The 16,626-nt window shown below is 38.3% G+C and carries 20 protein-coding genes; 14 read left to right on the forward strand and 6 right to left on the reverse strand.

Annotated features, from left to right (window positions below; translation table 11 throughout):
- Positions 1-546: 546 nt before the first annotated feature.
- The 8 genes from ACIQ6T_RS01800 to ACIQ6T_RS01835 all read left to right on the forward strand — a co-directional run bounded on the left by ACIQ6T_RS01800 (position 547) and on the right by ACIQ6T_RS01835 (position 8,694).
- Entirely contained in the window at positions 547-1,053 is a 507-nt protein-coding gene (locus ACIQ6T_RS01800) for a GNAT family N-acetyltransferase (protein WP_395783620.1), read from the forward strand.
- Positions 1,054-1,476: 423 nt separating this feature from the next.
- Positions 1,477-2,175: a response regulator transcription factor gene (locus tag ACIQ6T_RS01805; protein ID WP_395783622.1), complete on the forward strand. Its 699-nt coding sequence runs from the start codon at positions 1,477-1,479 to the stop codon at positions 2,173-2,175.
- On the forward strand, positions 2,172-3,542 hold the full coding sequence (locus ACIQ6T_RS01810) for a sensor histidine kinase (protein ID WP_395783624.1): 1,371 nt from the start codon (positions 2,172-2,174) through the stop codon (positions 3,540-3,542). The genes ACIQ6T_RS01805 and ACIQ6T_RS01810 overlap by 4 nt, the downstream gene beginning before the upstream one ends.
- A 180-nt stretch (positions 3,543-3,722) precedes the next feature.
- A complete protein-coding gene (locus ACIQ6T_RS01815) occupies positions 3,723-4,199 on the forward strand; it encodes a hypothetical protein (protein ID WP_395783626.1) in 477 nt (158 codons plus the stop codon).
- 6 nt (positions 4,200-4,205) lie between these two features.
- Positions 4,206-5,588, forward strand: a complete 1,383-nt coding sequence (locus tag ACIQ6T_RS01820; protein WP_395783628.1) for a SulP family inorganic anion transporter — start codon at positions 4,206-4,208, stop codon at positions 5,586-5,588.
- 299 nt (positions 5,589-5,887) lie between these two features.
- Complete coding sequence (locus ACIQ6T_RS01825; protein ID WP_395783630.1) at positions 5,888-7,012, forward strand: Re/Si-specific NAD(P)(+) transhydrogenase subunit alpha; 1,125 nt, start codon at positions 5,888-5,890, stop codon at positions 7,010-7,012.
- A 12-nt stretch (positions 7,013-7,024) separates the two neighbouring features.
- Positions 7,025-7,312: an NAD(P) transhydrogenase subunit alpha gene (locus tag ACIQ6T_RS01830; RefSeq protein WP_395783632.1), complete on the forward strand. Its 288-nt coding sequence runs from the start codon at positions 7,025-7,027 to the stop codon at positions 7,310-7,312.
- Positions 7,312-8,694 carry an NAD(P)(+) transhydrogenase (Re/Si-specific) subunit beta gene (locus tag ACIQ6T_RS01835; protein ID WP_395783634.1) on the forward strand — a complete coding sequence of 461 codons (1,383 nt, stop codon included), beginning with the start codon at positions 7,312-7,314 and terminating at the stop codon, positions 8,692-8,694. The genes ACIQ6T_RS01830 and ACIQ6T_RS01835 overlap by 1 nt, the downstream gene beginning before the upstream one ends.
- 19 nt (positions 8,695-8,713) lie before the next feature.
- Here ACIQ6T_RS01835 and ACIQ6T_RS01840 read toward each other — a convergent pair whose 3' ends face one another.
- Complete coding sequence (locus tag ACIQ6T_RS01840) at positions 8,714-9,334, reverse strand: peptidoglycan DD-metalloendopeptidase family protein (RefSeq protein ID WP_395783636.1); 621 nt, start codon at positions 9,332-9,334, stop codon at positions 8,714-8,716.
- A gap of 25 nt (positions 9,335-9,359) precedes the next feature.
- Complete coding sequence (locus tag ACIQ6T_RS01845; RefSeq protein WP_395783638.1) at positions 9,360-10,070, reverse strand: membrane or secreted protein; 711 nt, start codon at positions 10,068-10,070, stop codon at positions 9,360-9,362.
- Between the two features lie 205 nt (positions 10,071-10,275).
- Between ACIQ6T_RS01845 and ACIQ6T_RS01850 the strand changes: the two genes are divergently transcribed.
- Positions 10,276-10,656 carry a helix-turn-helix domain-containing protein gene (locus ACIQ6T_RS01850; RefSeq protein ID WP_395783640.1) on the forward strand — a complete coding sequence of 127 codons (381 nt, stop codon included), beginning with the start codon at positions 10,276-10,278 and terminating at the stop codon, positions 10,654-10,656.
- Positions 10,657-10,666: 10 nt separating this feature from the next.
- Here ACIQ6T_RS01850 and ACIQ6T_RS01855 read toward each other — a convergent pair whose 3' ends face one another.
- A complete protein-coding gene (locus ACIQ6T_RS01855) occupies positions 10,667-11,578 on the reverse strand; it encodes an alpha/beta hydrolase (protein WP_395783642.1) in 912 nt (303 codons plus the stop codon).
- A gap of 141 nt (positions 11,579-11,719) precedes the next feature.
- On the opposite strand from ACIQ6T_RS01855, the gene ACIQ6T_RS01860 reads away from it, so the two are divergent.
- From ACIQ6T_RS01860 to ACIQ6T_RS01875, 4 genes are all read left to right on the forward strand, one after another.
- Complete coding sequence (locus ACIQ6T_RS01860; protein ID WP_395783644.1) at positions 11,720-12,034, forward strand: nucleotidyltransferase family protein; 315 nt, start codon at positions 11,720-11,722, stop codon at positions 12,032-12,034.
- Positions 12,021-12,350: a DUF86 domain-containing protein gene (locus tag ACIQ6T_RS01865; RefSeq protein ID WP_395783646.1), complete on the forward strand. Its 330-nt coding sequence runs from the start codon at positions 12,021-12,023 to the stop codon at positions 12,348-12,350. Before ACIQ6T_RS01860 ends, ACIQ6T_RS01865 begins: the two co-directional genes overlap by 14 nt.
- A 66-nt stretch (positions 12,351-12,416) precedes the next feature.
- Positions 12,417-12,704: a hypothetical protein gene (locus ACIQ6T_RS01870; RefSeq protein WP_395783648.1), complete on the forward strand. Its 288-nt coding sequence runs from the start codon at positions 12,417-12,419 to the stop codon at positions 12,702-12,704.
- A 341-nt stretch (positions 12,705-13,045) separates the two neighbouring features.
- Complete coding sequence (locus ACIQ6T_RS01875) at positions 13,046-13,498, forward strand: hypothetical protein (RefSeq protein ID WP_395783650.1); 453 nt, start codon at positions 13,046-13,048, stop codon at positions 13,496-13,498.
- A gap of 24 nt (positions 13,499-13,522) precedes the next feature.
- On the opposite strand, the gene kbl is transcribed toward ACIQ6T_RS01875, so the two are convergent.
- Both kbl and ACIQ6T_RS01885 read right to left on the reverse strand, forming a co-directional pair.
- A complete protein-coding gene (kbl, locus tag ACIQ6T_RS01880; RefSeq protein ID WP_395783652.1) occupies positions 13,523-14,719 on the reverse strand; it encodes a glycine C-acetyltransferase in 1,197 nt (398 codons plus the stop codon).
- 4 nt (positions 14,720-14,723) lie between these two features.
- Positions 14,724-15,677 (reverse strand): NAD-dependent epimerase/dehydratase family protein, encoded by a 954-nt coding sequence (locus tag ACIQ6T_RS01885; RefSeq protein WP_395783654.1) that lies wholly within the window; start codon positions 15,675-15,677, stop codon positions 14,724-14,726.
- A 140-nt stretch (positions 15,678-15,817) separates the two neighbouring features.
- Between ACIQ6T_RS01885 and ACIQ6T_RS01890 the strand changes: the two genes are divergently transcribed.
- Positions 15,818-16,252 carry a DinB family protein gene (locus ACIQ6T_RS01890; RefSeq protein ID WP_395783656.1) on the forward strand — a complete coding sequence of 145 codons (435 nt, stop codon included), beginning with the start codon at positions 15,818-15,820 and terminating at the stop codon, positions 16,250-16,252.
- Between the two features lie 2 nt (positions 16,253-16,254).
- On the opposite strand, the gene ACIQ6T_RS01895 is transcribed toward ACIQ6T_RS01890, so the two are convergent.
- Complete coding sequence (locus ACIQ6T_RS01895) at positions 16,255-16,617, reverse strand: MerR family transcriptional regulator (RefSeq protein WP_395783658.1); 363 nt, start codon at positions 16,615-16,617, stop codon at positions 16,255-16,257.
- Positions 16,618-16,626: the final 9 nt, after the last annotated feature.

The following is a 16,626-nucleotide window of genomic DNA, read 5'->3' on the forward strand; positions in this document are numbered from 1 at the left end:
TCTCATTTAATATGTTTCTTCCTTTGAGAGGGAAACGAAATCAAAATAATACTGATATTAAATCAGGTATTAAAGACGCTTGGAGTGGGAAATAGCTTCCTGCAATTTGACACGAGGTTTAACCCTTCAATTTCCTAATAGTCACATACTCAATCATCGCATTATAGTTGCATCTTTCGAGGAAAAGGGGAGCGGTAATCAAAAAGAGGTCTAAATGACCTCTTTTTTTGTTTAAAAACCACGTCCACATTCGTTAAACGGATATTATTTGTGGTTGCAACTTTTTCATTTCCAACATCACTTTTTTAGTAAAAGTTACAACCCTACATCACAAGGATTAGGAGAAATGTTGTCTATTGAATTTATATGGAAGATTTAATGTTGGTTTTTGTGGTTCGAGTTCAGTAGAGGTTTTTGTAAAATTTTCTTTGTCTATCAGTGAGCTAGAGGAGCTTAGTTTTTCCACGTAAATGCTTCGTAATTAGATAAAAATAGCCAGCCTTTTTCTCTTCTGTTTGTATATTTGATAAAATAATTTTAACATAAATGGAGATACAAAATAGTACAATAGACGATTTGGAATTCATACTTGATTTATACAGGTCTGCTACAGCATATCAAAAAGAAAGATTCATTGTTCATTGGCCGGAGTTTGATAGAGACATGGTTATAAATGAAATTGCCGAAAAAAGACAATGGAAGTTAATAATTGAAGGAGAAATAGTTTGTATTTGGGCGACTACTTTTTCTGACCCATTAATTTGGGTCGATAAAGACGCAGACCCATCTGTCTATGTCCATAGAATATCAACAAATCCTAATTGTCGCGGCAAGGCTTATGTTAAGCAAATTGTAGAATGGGCTAAATTATATGCAATTCAAAACAACAAAAAGTTTATCCGCTTGGATACGGTAGGCGAGAATCAGAAATTGATACAACATTACACTAGTTTTGGGTTCAATTTCTTAGGCCTTTCACAATTAACAAATACAGCGGATTTACCGATGCACTACCATAACGCAACGGTAAGTTTGTTTGAGTTAAGTGTCTAGCTATTTATATTTTTCACAAGTTATACCGATATCAAGTCAGGTATAATGAACGCTTGGAGGGTAAAGTAGATTCTTGCAATTTGACACTAAGTTCAACCCTTCAATTTCCAGATTTTGGCAAGTTCAAACAAAGAAAACGGCTGCAACATTCCACTTATTAAGGGAGCGCAAATCAAAAAGAGGTCATTTCGACCTCTTTTTTTGTTTAAAAACCCCTATTAATTTCTGTAAAGAGACATTTTTGGCTTTGGCGGGGTAATTTTTATTTACGTGCCAGTAAATAAAAACGAGGATTGATTGCGACCTATCTACAAAAATGCGCATCAAAAATACAGGCATTGGTTTTTATGATATATTTGGTGAAAATTTATTCTATAATATTTTTTTATAACTTCAATAAAGAAAATTTTAATCGTCAAATCAATGCATATTATCTCCATACTACTTATCGAAGACGAGCCGGATGTGGTCGATTTTGTTAAAAAGGGCTTGGGGGAAGAATCTTTCGAAGTGTCTGTGGCGCTAAATGGTAAAGATGGCCTTGAAATGGTATTAAACAACCCATATGACATCGTTTTGCTAGATATAATGATACCCGAAAAAAATGGGATAGAGGTTTGCAAGGAAATTAGAGAGCACGGAATTCAAACGCCTATACTATTTTTAACAGCATTAAATACGCCAGATAATATTGCCCTTGGGTTAAATTCGGGTGCGGACGATTACCTAGTTAAGCCTTTTAAGTTCAACGAACTGATAGCTCGTATAAACGCAATTTTAAGAAGAATTAATTTGGAAAAAATGGGTGATCAAAAGCCCCATATAAAATATTTTTTATCCAATTTAGTACTTGACGATGACGCTAAAAAGGTTACCCGAAATGGTATAGAAATTACACTTACTGCTACAGAATATCGATTGTTATTCACTCTTCTCAAAAATAAGGGCAAGGTCTTGTCAAGAATGGATCTGTTAGAAAATGCATGGGACATTAATTTCAATGTAGGAACGAATGTGGTAGACGTTTACATCAATTACCTTCGAAAAAAAATAGATACGGATTTTGAGCCAAAATTGATACATACGGCTGTAGGGATGGGCTATATTCTTAAAGAATCATGAGTAGCATACGTAAAATCACCATTCTGTTAATCATTTCAATAAGCCTGATTTTGTTTTTTTTGGGATCAAGCGTTTATTACTTTTTATCTAATTATTCATACGCAGATTTTTATAAGCGACTAGAGGCTAGAGTTAGTGTTGCAGAAAAACGCCATTTTGAATCCAATCAGAGATACGCCCAAGTATTAAAAAACATTAGGGAAGAGCATTTAGAATTACTAAGTGACGAAAAAGAATACATATTATATTGCCCTAACGCAGCTGCAATTAAACAATTAGCAGAGGCGAATTCACTTCCTATTAATTTCCTTAATTTAACTTATACGCAGCAATCTGTTAATTTTCAAAAAGAGGATGTTTTTTATTACGGAAAAAAGAGAGAAACGACGAAAGGTTTTTATTTCGTCATCGTTTCGGCAAAAAATTACTATAACACGCACCATTTAATTTTGCTGCGAAAAGTATTACTTGTGGGGGGCCTTATTTCAATTCTACTTATTATTTACCTGACCAATTTATTTTCAAAGAGATTTTTTGATCCAATAGATAATATAATTACTAAAGTAAATAGTATAAGTACAGATAATATACATTTACGATTAGATGATATTAAAAATACAGACGAAATCAAAAGGCTTACCACCACATTTAATAATCTTTTGAATAGAATAGAAATAGCTTTTGAAACCAACAAAAACTTTATTAGCAATGCTTCACACGAATTTGGTACGCCACTTACGGCTATTATTGGGGAGGCAGACGTGGCTTTATTGAAAGATAGAACTCCAGTAGAGTATAAGGAGGCCTTGCAAAAAATACTTAAACAATCAGAAAGGCTCAATAAAATAAGCCAATCCTTGCTTTTTTTAGCACAAATTGGGTACAAGAATAATAAATTCAACAATACCATTTTAAGGACGGACGAGTTGATATTGCAAGCCAATGAAATCATGAATCAACTAATTCCTAAAAATAATATAAAAATAGACTTTGAGTTGTTACCTGAAAATCCCAAAAAATTAAAAGTAATGGGGAATAAAGATTTGCTCATGTTAGCCATTACAAACATTATGACAAATGCCTGTAAATATTCGAGCAATAAACCAGTAATTGTAAGTTTGGCTTCCACAAACAATGAAATAGTCCTGATAATTAAAGACCAAGGAATTGGAATTCCTGAGTCAGAATTACCTTTTATATTTGACCCTTTCTTTCGGGCAAGTAATACGGCCGCATATGATGGCTATGGGATTGGGTTACCCCTAACCCAAAACATTATCAAAATTCACAAAGGCGAACTAATTATCAAATCTGTGCAACATAAGGGAGTTACTGTTCAAGTAAAATTACCTATAGCGGCATTCTAAGTCGCTAAAATTTCTGTCCCCCTTCAAGCCAGTTAGACCATTATCTACGACTACAATTTGGCTAGTTGCATGGCTCTATTGTGTCTAGGCTAAAAATCTAATCAAATTCTAATCTTAATCTTAATTGGCTCTAATAGCGTCAGCCTATACTTGTCGTATTATTTATTAATCGCGCAAGGCATGGACAAGAAAATACTAATTCCTATCGACTTTAGAATAGAGTCTTTAAATACGCTAAAGTATGCTCTCGAAGAGCGAAAGCAAGAAAAATCAACGATCATATTAATGTATTCAGAGCACATCAGCGATTCGATAACGGAACTATTGTTTTATGATTCAGCAAAAAAAATTAAGGCATTAGCAAGTTCAGAGTTCAATGATGCGATAGCTATCATTTTGAATACATACGAATCTAGTCTTCATGCCATTAAAATAGAACTTTTTAATGGTATGAATAAAAATGCCTTCTTAAATTTTTATACAGCACAACGAATAGATCTTATTTATTTACCCAAAGATTATCGCTTGAAACCTCATAAAAACGGTTTTGACGCAATTCCCCTTATAAAAAAATCGAAAGTTGAATATAAAGAAGTGGCCTGGGCAAGCGACCATGCTTCTGCGAGTAAAGATGAATTAAATCAATTATTTAAATAAACGAATATGAGCGAGTCAAAATTTCCAACAAGCCCATTGGGGCGAATAAAATTATTTTTTACTTTTTTTGATTCTCGATGGGAGGATTTGACGAAAGAAAATTGGTTAAATGTAGCTTATAAAGATTTGAGTGCCGGCTTAATCGTTGCCATGACAGCCATTCCGATGGCGATGGGTTTCGCTATGGCCATGGGAATGCGACCGGAACACGGCATTATAGCAGGGGCATTGGCGTGTGTAGTGGGCAGGACATTTGGCGGTTCAAAATACCAGGTTTACGGTCCTACTGCTGCTTTTATTCCGGTTATTGCAGCTTTAATAGCGAAGTACAGTGATCCAGCAAACGGTGGAACTTTTGAACAAGCGCATGGTTTCCTTGTTTTGGTATCCATTATCTCCGGAATTATCTTACTAATAATGGGTATATATGGCGTAGGTAAATATGCCAAACTTGTCCCAAATTCAATTATTGTTGGATTTACGGTGGGCATTGCGGTGGCTATTGCTGCGACAAACTTCAAAGATATTTTGGGGCTAGATAGCTTTAAAACATTGCTTGGTGATAGTTCTAGAAGTTTGAGTGAGCGAATTAATTTTATGTCGGAACACCTCCATTTAATTAATGTATGGTCAATATTATTAGGGCTAATAACGTTTATTTTAGCAAAATATCTCTTGAAAATATCTATTTATATCCCTGGCCCAGTAATTGCAATGGGCACAGCCACTTTACTGGCAGCCACGTTGTTAACAGATAAAAAAATCATTTTAGTTCGCGATTTATATGGATCTATCCCAAATAATTTCTTCAAAATACAAATGCCATTTTTGCCTGCTTTGAACGGAAGTGTAATACTTGACATTGTATATTTTGTGGTTGGCATTGTATTTGTATCAGGCGTAGAAAGTGTTTTATGTTCGTCGATGGCTGACCGATTAGCTAAAAATGATAGAACGCCATTTAACCCGGACAAAGAATTTTTTGGTCAAGGGTTAGTTCAAATCATCACACCCTTGGTACAAGGATTTCCGTGTACAGGCGCATTGGCCAGAACAGCAACAAGTATAAAAGCCGGTGCTACAACTCCTTTGGCAGGTTACTTTAAAGCTATCCTAAAACTCACCATGGCATTTTATTTGGCTCAATATTTGGAGTTAATTCCGATGGCTTGTATTGGTGGTATTTTGGTTTGGGTAGCTAGCAATATGATCAAACCATCTGAAATAAAAGAGATTAAACAGGCAGGAAAATTCGAATTTTCAATGATGATTTATACGGCAGTTATGGTACCAATGACGGACTTTTTAACTGGAGTACTTTCAGCATTGGTTATTTATTTTGTGGTGAAGTATGCTTTCAAAAAAGTAAAACCAGCCACTAGTAATTAATTTTATTGGGGGCTTTAAAATCAAATTGGTTTTTTAGCATCACAATATGAAAAACGGCTGCAACATTCCACCCTTCAAGGGGGCCCCTCTGGGCAAGCCATCCGTCAACTGACGGATGGCTTTTTCTTTGTCCATCAGTCAGCTTGGGGAGTTACATCTTTTGATTTTTCCATCATGACTTTTTTAGAAATTAGGCTAAAAAAAATATCGTTCAGCGTTTAATTATAAAGTTTCTTAGATTAGAAATATGAAATTAATTAATTGTAAGTACTTTAGTAATCAAAACAAATACCTATACAATGCTCATTGGTGTATTAAAAGAAACAAAAGACTTTGAGAACAGGGTTGCAATGACCCCCGATATTGTTAAACAGCTCGTTAAAAAGGGATTTTCTATTCAAGTTGAGTCAGGGGCAGGAAATGCATCTTCCTTTGCAGATCAAGATTATTTACATGCCGGGGCGCAGGTTGTTTCCAACAAAGATGTCTTTAGTGCAACGATTTTTTTGAAAGTGAATATTTTTACGCTTGATGAAATACAACAAATACAACCAGAAAGTATTTGTATCTCCTTCATGTATGCCTATACACAACCATTAATTTTGAAGGCTTTACTGGAGAAAAAAATAAGTGCTTTTGCCATGGATGCTGTTCCCAGAATTTCAAGGGCGCAAAAAATGGATGCCTTGAGTTCTCAGGCAAATTTGGCTGGCTACAAAGCCGTATTATTAGGCGCCAATGCATTAACAAAAATATTTCCATTGATGATGACTGCAGCGGGAACAATCACACCAGCTAAAGTTTTGATATTCGGTGCTGGAGTAGCGGGCTTACAAGCTATTGCAACAGGAAAACGTTTAGGCGCCATCGTGGAAGTGAGTGATGTTAGGCCTGAAACAAAGGAACAAGTTGAATCATTGGGGGGGCGTTTTTTAAGTGTCGAAGGTGCAGATGCCGTGAAAGTAGAGGGAGGATATGCGAGTGAAATTTCGGCTGAATTTTTAGCAAAGCAAAAAGAACTGATTGAAGATAAAATTAAAGATGCAGATTTGGTGATCACCACGGCGCTTGTCATAGGCAAAAAAGCACCTATTCTAATTACAGAGGAGATGGTAAAGTCGATGAAAACAGGCGCTGTCATTGTTGATTTGGCCGTCGAATCTGGCGGAAATTGTAGCTTATCTGAATTTAGTAAAACGGTCGAGAAACATAGTGTGACCATCATTGGCGAAGCCAATTTACCTTCGTTGTTATCCACCAATGCAAGCCAATTATATGCGACTAATATTAGTGCCTTATTACTTCATTTAGCCAATAACGAAACTTTTCATTGGGATATGGAAGAAGAAATTACGTCAGGTGCTTTAATTACGCATCAAGGCAATTTAGTACATGCCTTCACAAAACAAATTGTAAATTTTTAAAGGATATTTTTTATGAATATTGAATCATTAATTATATTACTCTACGTGCTTGTTCTGGCAAGTTATCTAGGGTTTGAATTAATTGCCAAAGTTCCCCCTACGTTACACACACCGTTAATGTCAGGTTCTAATGCTATTTCAGGAATTACCATTGTAGGTGCTTTATTGGCTTGTAATGAGCTTGGGTACACTACATTGAGTAAATGGCTAGGTATGTTAGCCTTGGTACTTGCCGTCATAAATGTAGTGGGCGGGTACGCAGTTACAGATCGGATGTTAAAAATGTTTAAGAAAAAATAATGATTTTAATTCAAGTTTTATATCTAATAGCTTCTGTATTATTCATCATTGGTATCAAGATGATGAATAAAACGAAAGAGGCACGCTCGGGTAATTTAGTCTCATCTGTTGGGATGCTTATTGCCATAATAGCAACATTACTGCAAATTAATATCGTATCCATCACGGAAATATTGGCTTGTATGGCAATAGGCTCAGCGATTGGTTTATATTATGCATACAAAGTTGAGATGACCAAAATCCCAGAAATGGTTAGTTTATTTAATGGTTTTGGGGGATTGGCATCGGTGGCTGTAGCTGTTTCTGATTTTTGGCTTAAAACAAATGTTACCATGGTACAAATGGGGATCATCATAACCATTAGTATTGTTTTAAGCGTATTTATAGGGGCAATTACGTTTACCGGATCAATGGTTGCATTTTTAAAGCTAAATGGAAAGGTAACGGGCAACCCTATCACCTTTAAAGGACAGCATTTAATTAATTTAATTTTATTGCTTGTTTTCATTGGTGCCTCTATTTTTGCCGTAGTGAATCAACTAGATACGTCCATTATAATTGTTTTAACAGCTATTTCATTACTACTTGGCGTATTAACCGTTTTGCCCATTGGAGGAGCAGATATGCCCGTGGTAATTTCCTTGCTTAATTCATATTCAGGTATGGCAGCGTGTGCTACAGGCTTTATATTGAATAATAATGTATTGATTGTAGCGGGCTCCTTGGTAGGTGCGTCTGGAATTATACTTACACAAATTATGTGTAAGGCCATGAATCGGTCATTGATCAATGTTTTACTAGGTGGGTTTGGACAGACAATTACTAAATTAGAGGCCGATGGCCCAGAAATTATTGTCAAAGAAGTAGGTGTAGAAGAAGCCGCGATGTTATTTGATGGGGCGTCTTCTGTCATTGTTGTTCCAGGATATGGTATGGCCGTAGCACAGGCGCAGCACGTAGTTCGTGAACTGTATGAATTGTGTGAAAAAAGAAATATTGACTTCAAATTTGCCATCCATCCCGTAGCAGGCAGAATGCCAGGTCATATGAATGTATTATTGGCCGAAGCCAATATATCCTATGATAAACTTGTTGAAATGGATCAGATCAATGATGAGTTTTCAAATACAGATTTAGTATTTGTTGTAGGCGCAAATGATGTGGTTAATCCTGCAGCGCAGACCAATCCAAAGAGCCCTATTTATGGAATGCCTATTTTAAATGCAAGTAAAGCAAGAACAGTCATCGTAAGTAAGAGAAGTATGGGGAAAGGATATGCAGGAGTGGAAAATGAATTATTTGGTTACCCTAATTGCTTAATGTTATTTGGAGATGCCAAACAGACAATTGCGAAACTAGTGATGGAGCTTAAAGAACTTTAGTGCCCTTTAGATTAATCGTTTATCCATAACGGCTCGGATCCGGGCAGTTATGGGCATAAAATTCGACATCCCGCTGCGAACAAACGCCCGGATAATCACCTTTTAAGTCTTGCATATCACGAATCAATTGGAAATGCAGATGTGGCGGCCATCCCCCATTTTCATTCGAATTACCCAGGTGGCAAAGCTTTTGTCCAGCACTTATCGGTAATCCTATTTCTAGTTGGCTTAAATCACCCATCGACAGGTGCCCATATAAACTGTAGATATTTTCCGCCGGGTGATGTAAAATGATCGTTGGCCCATAATTACCAGCCCCATGATTCACCTGAAAACTATGCACTACACCATCTAATGGCGCAAAAACAGGGGTTCCTGCTTTCGTCCAAAAATCCATGCCTAGGTGAATGTTCCTAAAATCAGCTGAAGATGTTGCGAAATTATCGAAAGTCTCATAGATGACCCGGTGTTCTAGATAGCCGCCAAAACCAATCTTATCACCAATCTTCGCTTCGATGTACGCGTTAAATGCGGAGGCATTCCCATAGATTGATGGAAGTAAGTCCAAATTCGTAGCACTTAAATCAAGTGCGACACAAGTGCTATCAGATAGGGCTTTCCCAAAAAGTCGGTCAATCATGCGGGTATAAATATCTCATATGTACCTATTTTCTTATGCTCCATATTTCATGGATGGGATCTCCTTTACTTGATAAGCCGGAGTGTTCCCAATCACCATCTTTTAATGCATAATTGAATTTTAAACGAAGGCCTACGCGCGTCTCGTCTTTCGAAAAGAACTCAATACGCTCGGCATATTCACCTTGTTGGGTCGTGTAGGTGCCACCCCCAGTTCCCAGGAATTGTTTTGTATCGGTATCGTATGCGATCCATTGAAATCGAGTTCCCGATAAAATTTTCATCGTTTTTCTGGCTACGCTGGTGTCGCGTTTTTGCACTTTACCATCCGTGATTCTTCCCGACATCAGCCATGCGCCTTGAAGTACACCAGGCTTGCCGTCATCGATTCTTCTAAATTTTTTCTTGCTGCCTACGATGGAGAGGGAATCATGTGTAATGGCTATTTTAAAGCTGACCTCTGTGCCAACGAGCGCAGCATTATCCGTGTGAAATTCTCGTTTTTCGGTCATGACGTCCCCATTTAACTTCCATGTTCCACCATTGGCATGGATAAACTTGCCGTTACTTGCATTGTATATGGTCAATACCTGATAGCCATCGGCAAAAATGACAACACTTTTTAGCGTGTCTCCACGTTCAGAAATTGATTTGGATTCCCACGCGCCTAACGGGCTTTGGGCATGAACGCCGATCGACAAGGCGGCGCAGATCATTAGTAGTATGATTTTTTTCATTGTCTTTAAGTTAGGGGATTGAATGTTCCCAATAATTTTTCAAATATATAGCTTGGAATTTGTGAAACACGGGAATTCCGAAAAATTATATTGGCTTGTTCATTTTTCGGAATCTGTTTGTATTATTGCCCTAGACACAGAAAATGTCGTTCAAATGACGCTATCATTTCTGAAATAAATTCGTGTAGACCTATCATATTTGTAAATGGAATTTGGTGCAAGATTAAAAGAGCTAAGAACACGGTTGAATATCTCGCAAAAAGAACTTTCCGAGCAGACGGGTTTAACCCTCAGAACGATTCAACGAATCGAGAATAATGAGGTAAAACCAAGTCTTTATTCCGTAAAAGTTCTGGGGGAAGTATTGCAGGCCGACTTATCTCCATTCGTTAAGCCATCCGAAGCCAAGCCCTATGAGTTTAATCTAACCCTTAAAATCACAGATATGAATCAATTCTTACATGACTTAACGGTATTGTTTAAAACACATTGGAAAACGATCTTCCTTATTGTTTTGTTTATTTGGTTATTTACGAGTTACACAGATATCAAATCGGGCATTATGGACGGGTGGAATGGAAAGTAGTTTGGGGCCTTTATTTCGCCACCAAAAACTTATTCACATCCAACCAGTGAACAAACGCATCAAACCATTTATTACTTGTTCTATTCGGATTACCTAAACCAAAGCCGTGCCCTCCGTTTTGATATAAATGAAACTCTACAGGTCTACCCGCTTTAAACCAAGATTCAATCACCCCAAATTGAGAGTTAAACAAGAAATCATCTGAGGCGATGGCATTAAACATCGGGGGAGCATTTTTAGGCACTTTTACGGGCCCCATCCCCCCATATATCGGACCAATAAATGCGAGCGTCATCGTTTTTGAATGTAAGGTAGCGTGCATCGTTAAACCCGCTCCAGCAGAGAATCCAATCATGCCAATGCGTTCCTTATCCACGCCCCAGGCTGCGGCATTTTTTAGGATCATCGCATAGGCCGCCTCAGCATCTGCGAGCTGGTTGGTTAAATCCATTTGAGCCATTGGATTGGTATTCTTTGCCGTGCTATCTGATTTTTGAGGAGCTGGGCGTGGGCGGTTCATCCAAGCGGTAAAATCAACTAATTTTTCTGGGGTTGGGAATAAGCGGTATTTTAGGACGAAAGCGGTAATTCCTTTTTTGGCAAGGGCTTCGGCCACTTCCCAACCTTCATTTCCCATGGAAAGCCAACGGTACCCCCCGCCTGGAGCAACGATAACAGCGGCGCCATTTGCCTTACCCTTTTCTGGAAAGAAGGGCGTTAATGTGGCAGTTGATATATTGCGGGCCATCGGATCTCCCCACTGGCGAAACCACGTTTCCGGCGCAGACTGGTCCTTTACGGAGCCCGTATTTAGGGGAATGGCATTGGGTTCTTTGGGAGTTTCAAGCGGATAAATGGTTCCATCTTGAGCGATAGCAGTAAATGCCAGACAGGCGATAAGGGCAAAAAATAGCGATTTCATCGATTTTGTCAGGTTTAGATTATCAAGATAAATACTTTATCGGGTAAGTTTTGTCATTATTTATCAGGCAATGATCTAAAACTTGATAATTAGTTGGGCGACGTAGTTAACAAGGAATTTAATGTCTAATTTGCCCCTGCAATGAACCAGGTAAAAATCCACACGAAAAAAGAGCTATTAGCGGCACTCTCTAAAAACAGCGAGATGATTAAGTCGTATGGGGTGAAAAGTCTTGGAATTTTTGGATCATTCAGAAAGGGAAAAATTCATGAATCGAGTGATGTGGATTTATTAGTGGATTTTGACCCCAGCAAAAAGAGTTTTGACAATTTCATGGATCTGTCCTTCTTTCTAGAAGAGTTATTTGGCAGAAAAGTCGAGATTGTTACGAATCAATCATTAAGCAAGTTTATCGGACCTCATATTTTAAATGAGGTTCTTCATGTTAGCCTCTAATATCGAATTGGTTCAACATATTCTAGTTGAAACAGCCTTCATTTTACAGCATACCCATGAGAAATCAAAAGCGGATGTAGTCAACGACGAAGTTCTTTGTCGTGCGGTCGTTAGAAGTCTCGAAATTGTAGGTGAAGCTACTAAAAAATTGGACGACGAATTTAAGTCTAGCCATAACCACATTGAGTGGAAAAAACTTGCCGGAACACGTGATAAATTGATACACGATTATTTTGGAATTGACTATGATATTGTCTGGGATATCATCGAATCAAAAATTCAGGATCTAGATTATTTCTTACGGCAAATCGTATAGCTCAAGTATAATTTTTGGTTTTATAGGGCTTTATCATTTATTTTGACACATAATCCGTTTTTACCTATGAAACTTGGAACGTTTGTTACGTGGAGTTTTTTCATCAGCCTGGCTACGTCGCTTGTAGGCGCATTGATGAAGATTTTACATTTGCCAGGAGCGGACCAACTGCTCATCGCGGGTATCGTATCGAATGGAGTATTTGTTGTCACATCTTTGTATGAAATTTGGAATTCCTACAGGATAAACAAAAATGAAAAAATCATGTGGACAATCGCCTTTGTTTTTATGGGAATTTTAGGCGCGATTGCGGGGATTGTTTATTTATTTATGGGCAGAAAACGCGTAGTTTAATTTATGATGAAACAATTCTTGACCAAATATCGAAATGAAGTAATTGTGGGCGTAATAGTCTTTCTCTTCTTAGTTTTCAGAGACGCAATCAAATCCTTTTAAGCTAATTTCAATTTCGAATAGTAAATAACGTAATGAACGACTTTTACAAACAGCCAAAAGCATTCGTCTGGATAGAAGCTATATTGTTTTTTTGCAGGTATATTCCTCGCGATTCTTATCATTGAACAAGGGTATGCTAACTCATTCTTTTATTTAGCCTTCATCTTATACGTTCCGATTAGTCAATTTTATATACCCCGCTATTTACGTTGACCGGCGGATATACCTATTACTCGCCGATGCTTTTAGGCTATATGGCGAACGATAAACAAATAGATTTGCATAGCGGAACAGGCTTTGACCACTTATTTGTTTTGCGGAAAATTAAGCCTGGAGTTGAATTGAGAAATAGGCTGCTTTCGTACCATTTGGTAGGCTTACTACACCTAATTTCACAAATCGAAAATAAGCAGATTCCTGAGTCAGTTACGATTGTGGGAACGTCGTATTTTTTCAATGCTAGGACGCTACATAAATTAGGGTTCCAAGTAGAAAATGCCACGGTATTTTATCGAGCGAACCTCTTCCTCAACTTCATCGATTTAACGTGGATGTATTCTCTTTCGCGTGGGAAGTTCTCCATTCCCTCCGTATGGGACGCTAAAAAAGCGCGGATTCAAGGCAGCGATCTGGTCGCACAGAAAAATAATTTAGCTGCCCTTTATCGTACCTTGAATACAAAAAAGGGCTGAAATGTCAGCCCTTTTGAAAATCGGTTACGCAATAACTCCCAGCTCTTTGCCTACCTCCGTAAAGGAAGCAATCGCGTGATCTAATTGTTCCCGAGTATGCCCTGCAGAGATTTGGACGCGTATTCTCGCCTGACCTTTAGCAACCACCGGATAGTAAAAACCAATCACGTAAATCCCTTTTTCCAAGAGTTTTTCGGCCATTTTTTGGGAGGTAACCGCATCATATAACATGATCGGAATAATCGGGTGTTCGCCAGGTTTGATATCGAAACCGGCAGCAACAATCCGCTCCCGGAAATATGCCGCGTTTTCCTCTAGCTTATCGCGCAATTCTGTCGTTTTAGACAATAGATCAAAAACAGCAATTGACGCGCCAGTAATGGATGGAGCTAAGGTGTTCGAAAATAAGTAAGGTCTAGATCGCTGTCTTAATAGGTCGATGATTTCCTTACGGCCCGATGTAAATCCGCCCGATGCTCCGCCCAACGCTTTGCCCAAGGTACCTGTAATGATATCAATTTTACCCATCACCCCTTTTAGTTCGTGCACGCCACGTCCCGTTTTTCCCATAAAGCCAGACGAGTGACATTCGTCGATCATGATCAGAGCTTCATATTTTTCCGCTAAGGCTACAATTTTATCCAATTGCGCAATGGTGCCATCCATTGAAAAAACGCTGTCGGTGACAATCATTTTTTGTTGGGCCCCATCCGCCACCGCCTGCTTTAACTTCGCCTCTAAATCCTCCATCGAATTGTGCTCATAGCGGTAGCGCATCGACTTACATAATCGAATCCCATCGATGATGGAAGCATGGTTTAATGCATCAGAAATAATCGCATCTTTTTCACCTAATAAGGGCTCAAATACGCCCCCATTGGCATCAAAAGCAGCGGCATATAAGATGGTATCTTCAGTCCCCAAAAAGGTAGCAATTTTTTCTTCCAAGGTTTTGTGAATATCCTGTGTTCCACAAATAAAGCGAACCGAAGATAGGCCAAATCCATGGGTATCAATAGCGTCTTTCGCTGCTTGAATTACGGCAGGATGTGAGGAAAGGCCCAGGTAATTATTCGCGCAAAAATTATACACTTTCTCTCCGCCCTGAATCGTAATTTCCGCCCCTTGCGGCGAGGTGATGACGCGCTCTTTTTTAAATAATCCAGCCTCTTTAATAGACTCAATTTCTTTCGTGATGATTGGTTTATATTGTTCGTACATAAACTTATAGGTTGTGGATATAGGAAGGTAATTTAGTTAAAATTTCAGCGGTCATTTCAGTTAAGCCAAAAGAGGCTTTCCATCCCCAGTCGTTTCTAGCGCTGTCATCATTGATACTTGATGGCCACGAATCTGCAATTTTTTGTCTGAAATCTGGTGCGTACTGAATACTAAATTCTGGATAATGAGAACGAATACGTTCCGCTATTTCTTGTGGTGAAAAACTCATTCCAGATAGATTATAGCTAGTTCTAATTTGGATATCAGAAGACGGAGCGGCCATTAATTGCAAGGTAGCTTGAACAGCATCCTCCATGTACATCATAGGCAAGGCAGTATCCTCTTGTAGAAAGCAGGTAAATGGTTCTTCGTTTATGGCCTTGTGATAAATGTCAACGGCATAATCGGTTGTGCCCCCACCCGGAAGTGATTTATAGCCTATTAGCCCCGGGAAACGCAGACTTCGAACGTCTACACCGTAGGTAGTATAATAATATTCACACCAATGTTCACCGGCTAGCTTGGAGATACCATACACCGTGGTAGGGTTTTTAAAGGCGTCTTGAGGGGTGTTTGTTTTAGGGGAATTTGGACCAAAAACAGCAATAGAACTAGGCCAAAACACTTTATCTAACTTAAATTCTTTTGCTAAATCCAATACATTTAATAAACCTTTCATATTAATATCCCAGGCCTGAACGGGATTTTTCTCACCGTTAGCCGAAAGAATCGCAGCTAAATGATAGATCTGCGTAATCTTTTCTGCTTGTATTAAATTCGAGATAGCGTCTTTGTCTAATACATCAAGGGTTTTAAAGCGGCAATACGCAAATTTAGATTTTACACTTTCTTGAAAATCTGTCGCAATGACCGCATCGCTACCATGTGTATTGACTAAGGCTTTGGTGAGCTCGGATCCTAATTGACCACCCGCACCAATCACCAATAGTTTATTCATTTATAGTTTGTTGTTTCGTGTATAAAATTACCAATGTTGATTTAATTAGGCTACTATTGAATCAAAAACTATTTAATTTCTTTTTGGCCCCGTTTCTGTTTTCATTATTTTTGACCAAAATCAAGATTTACCTATTTAGAATGGAACAACTGTTTAGAGACCTCCTCGAGCAAAATAAACTAAGCTGCAGTTTTGCTTTCAACGAAGTGAATCAGGCAAATGCAGCGCTAAAGCTTAATGCAAATACATCGTCTGTTGGGTTTGTGTACCGACATGTAGCAGAGACCATGCTGATGTTTGGGTATTTTTTCGGAATGCCGAGTGATGTGGCGAACACGACGATGGGCCAACCAGATATAGGCCAAGGCGACGATGTAGAAGCAACAAAAGCCCTATTGGATAAAGGCTTTGCGATGCTTGAGCAACTGATTGAAAATACACCCGCTGGTGGATGGAATGAGCCAATTGATACACCATTCTTTGGCACCGTTTCGAAGGCTAAATTATTTGCACATATTCTGTATCACAATGCGTATCACGCAGGCCAAATTGGCTTGACACTAAAGCGCGCTTAGCATTAGCACCGGTCATGAATTACGTCATCCTTGAATTGAAGGAGCTGCTTTTTCATATCTTTCATCTCCTTCATTTTTTGTTCTAAGGAGATTAACTTTTCGTCTAGGATATCCAGCTTTTGTGATTTGCTATACTTATTGTTATACCAAGCGTCAATCATTTGGCCTATTTCTTTAATCGTGAATCCAACAGATTTTGCGTCACTAATGAATTCTAGTTTTTCAACAGCTACGTCATCATAATGGAAATAGTTGTTGGACTTAACGGCTTCATCTTGTTTTCCTTCAAGAAGCCCCGACTTTTCATAAAAGCGGATTGTGTGAACAGAAAGCCCTGATTTTTTAGATAGTTCGTTTATTAGCATGTTTCAAAT

The organism is Aquirufa sp. (assembly GCF_044377215.1).
Taxonomy (GTDB): Bacteria; Bacteroidota; Bacteroidia; order Cytophagales; family Spirosomataceae; genus Aquirufa.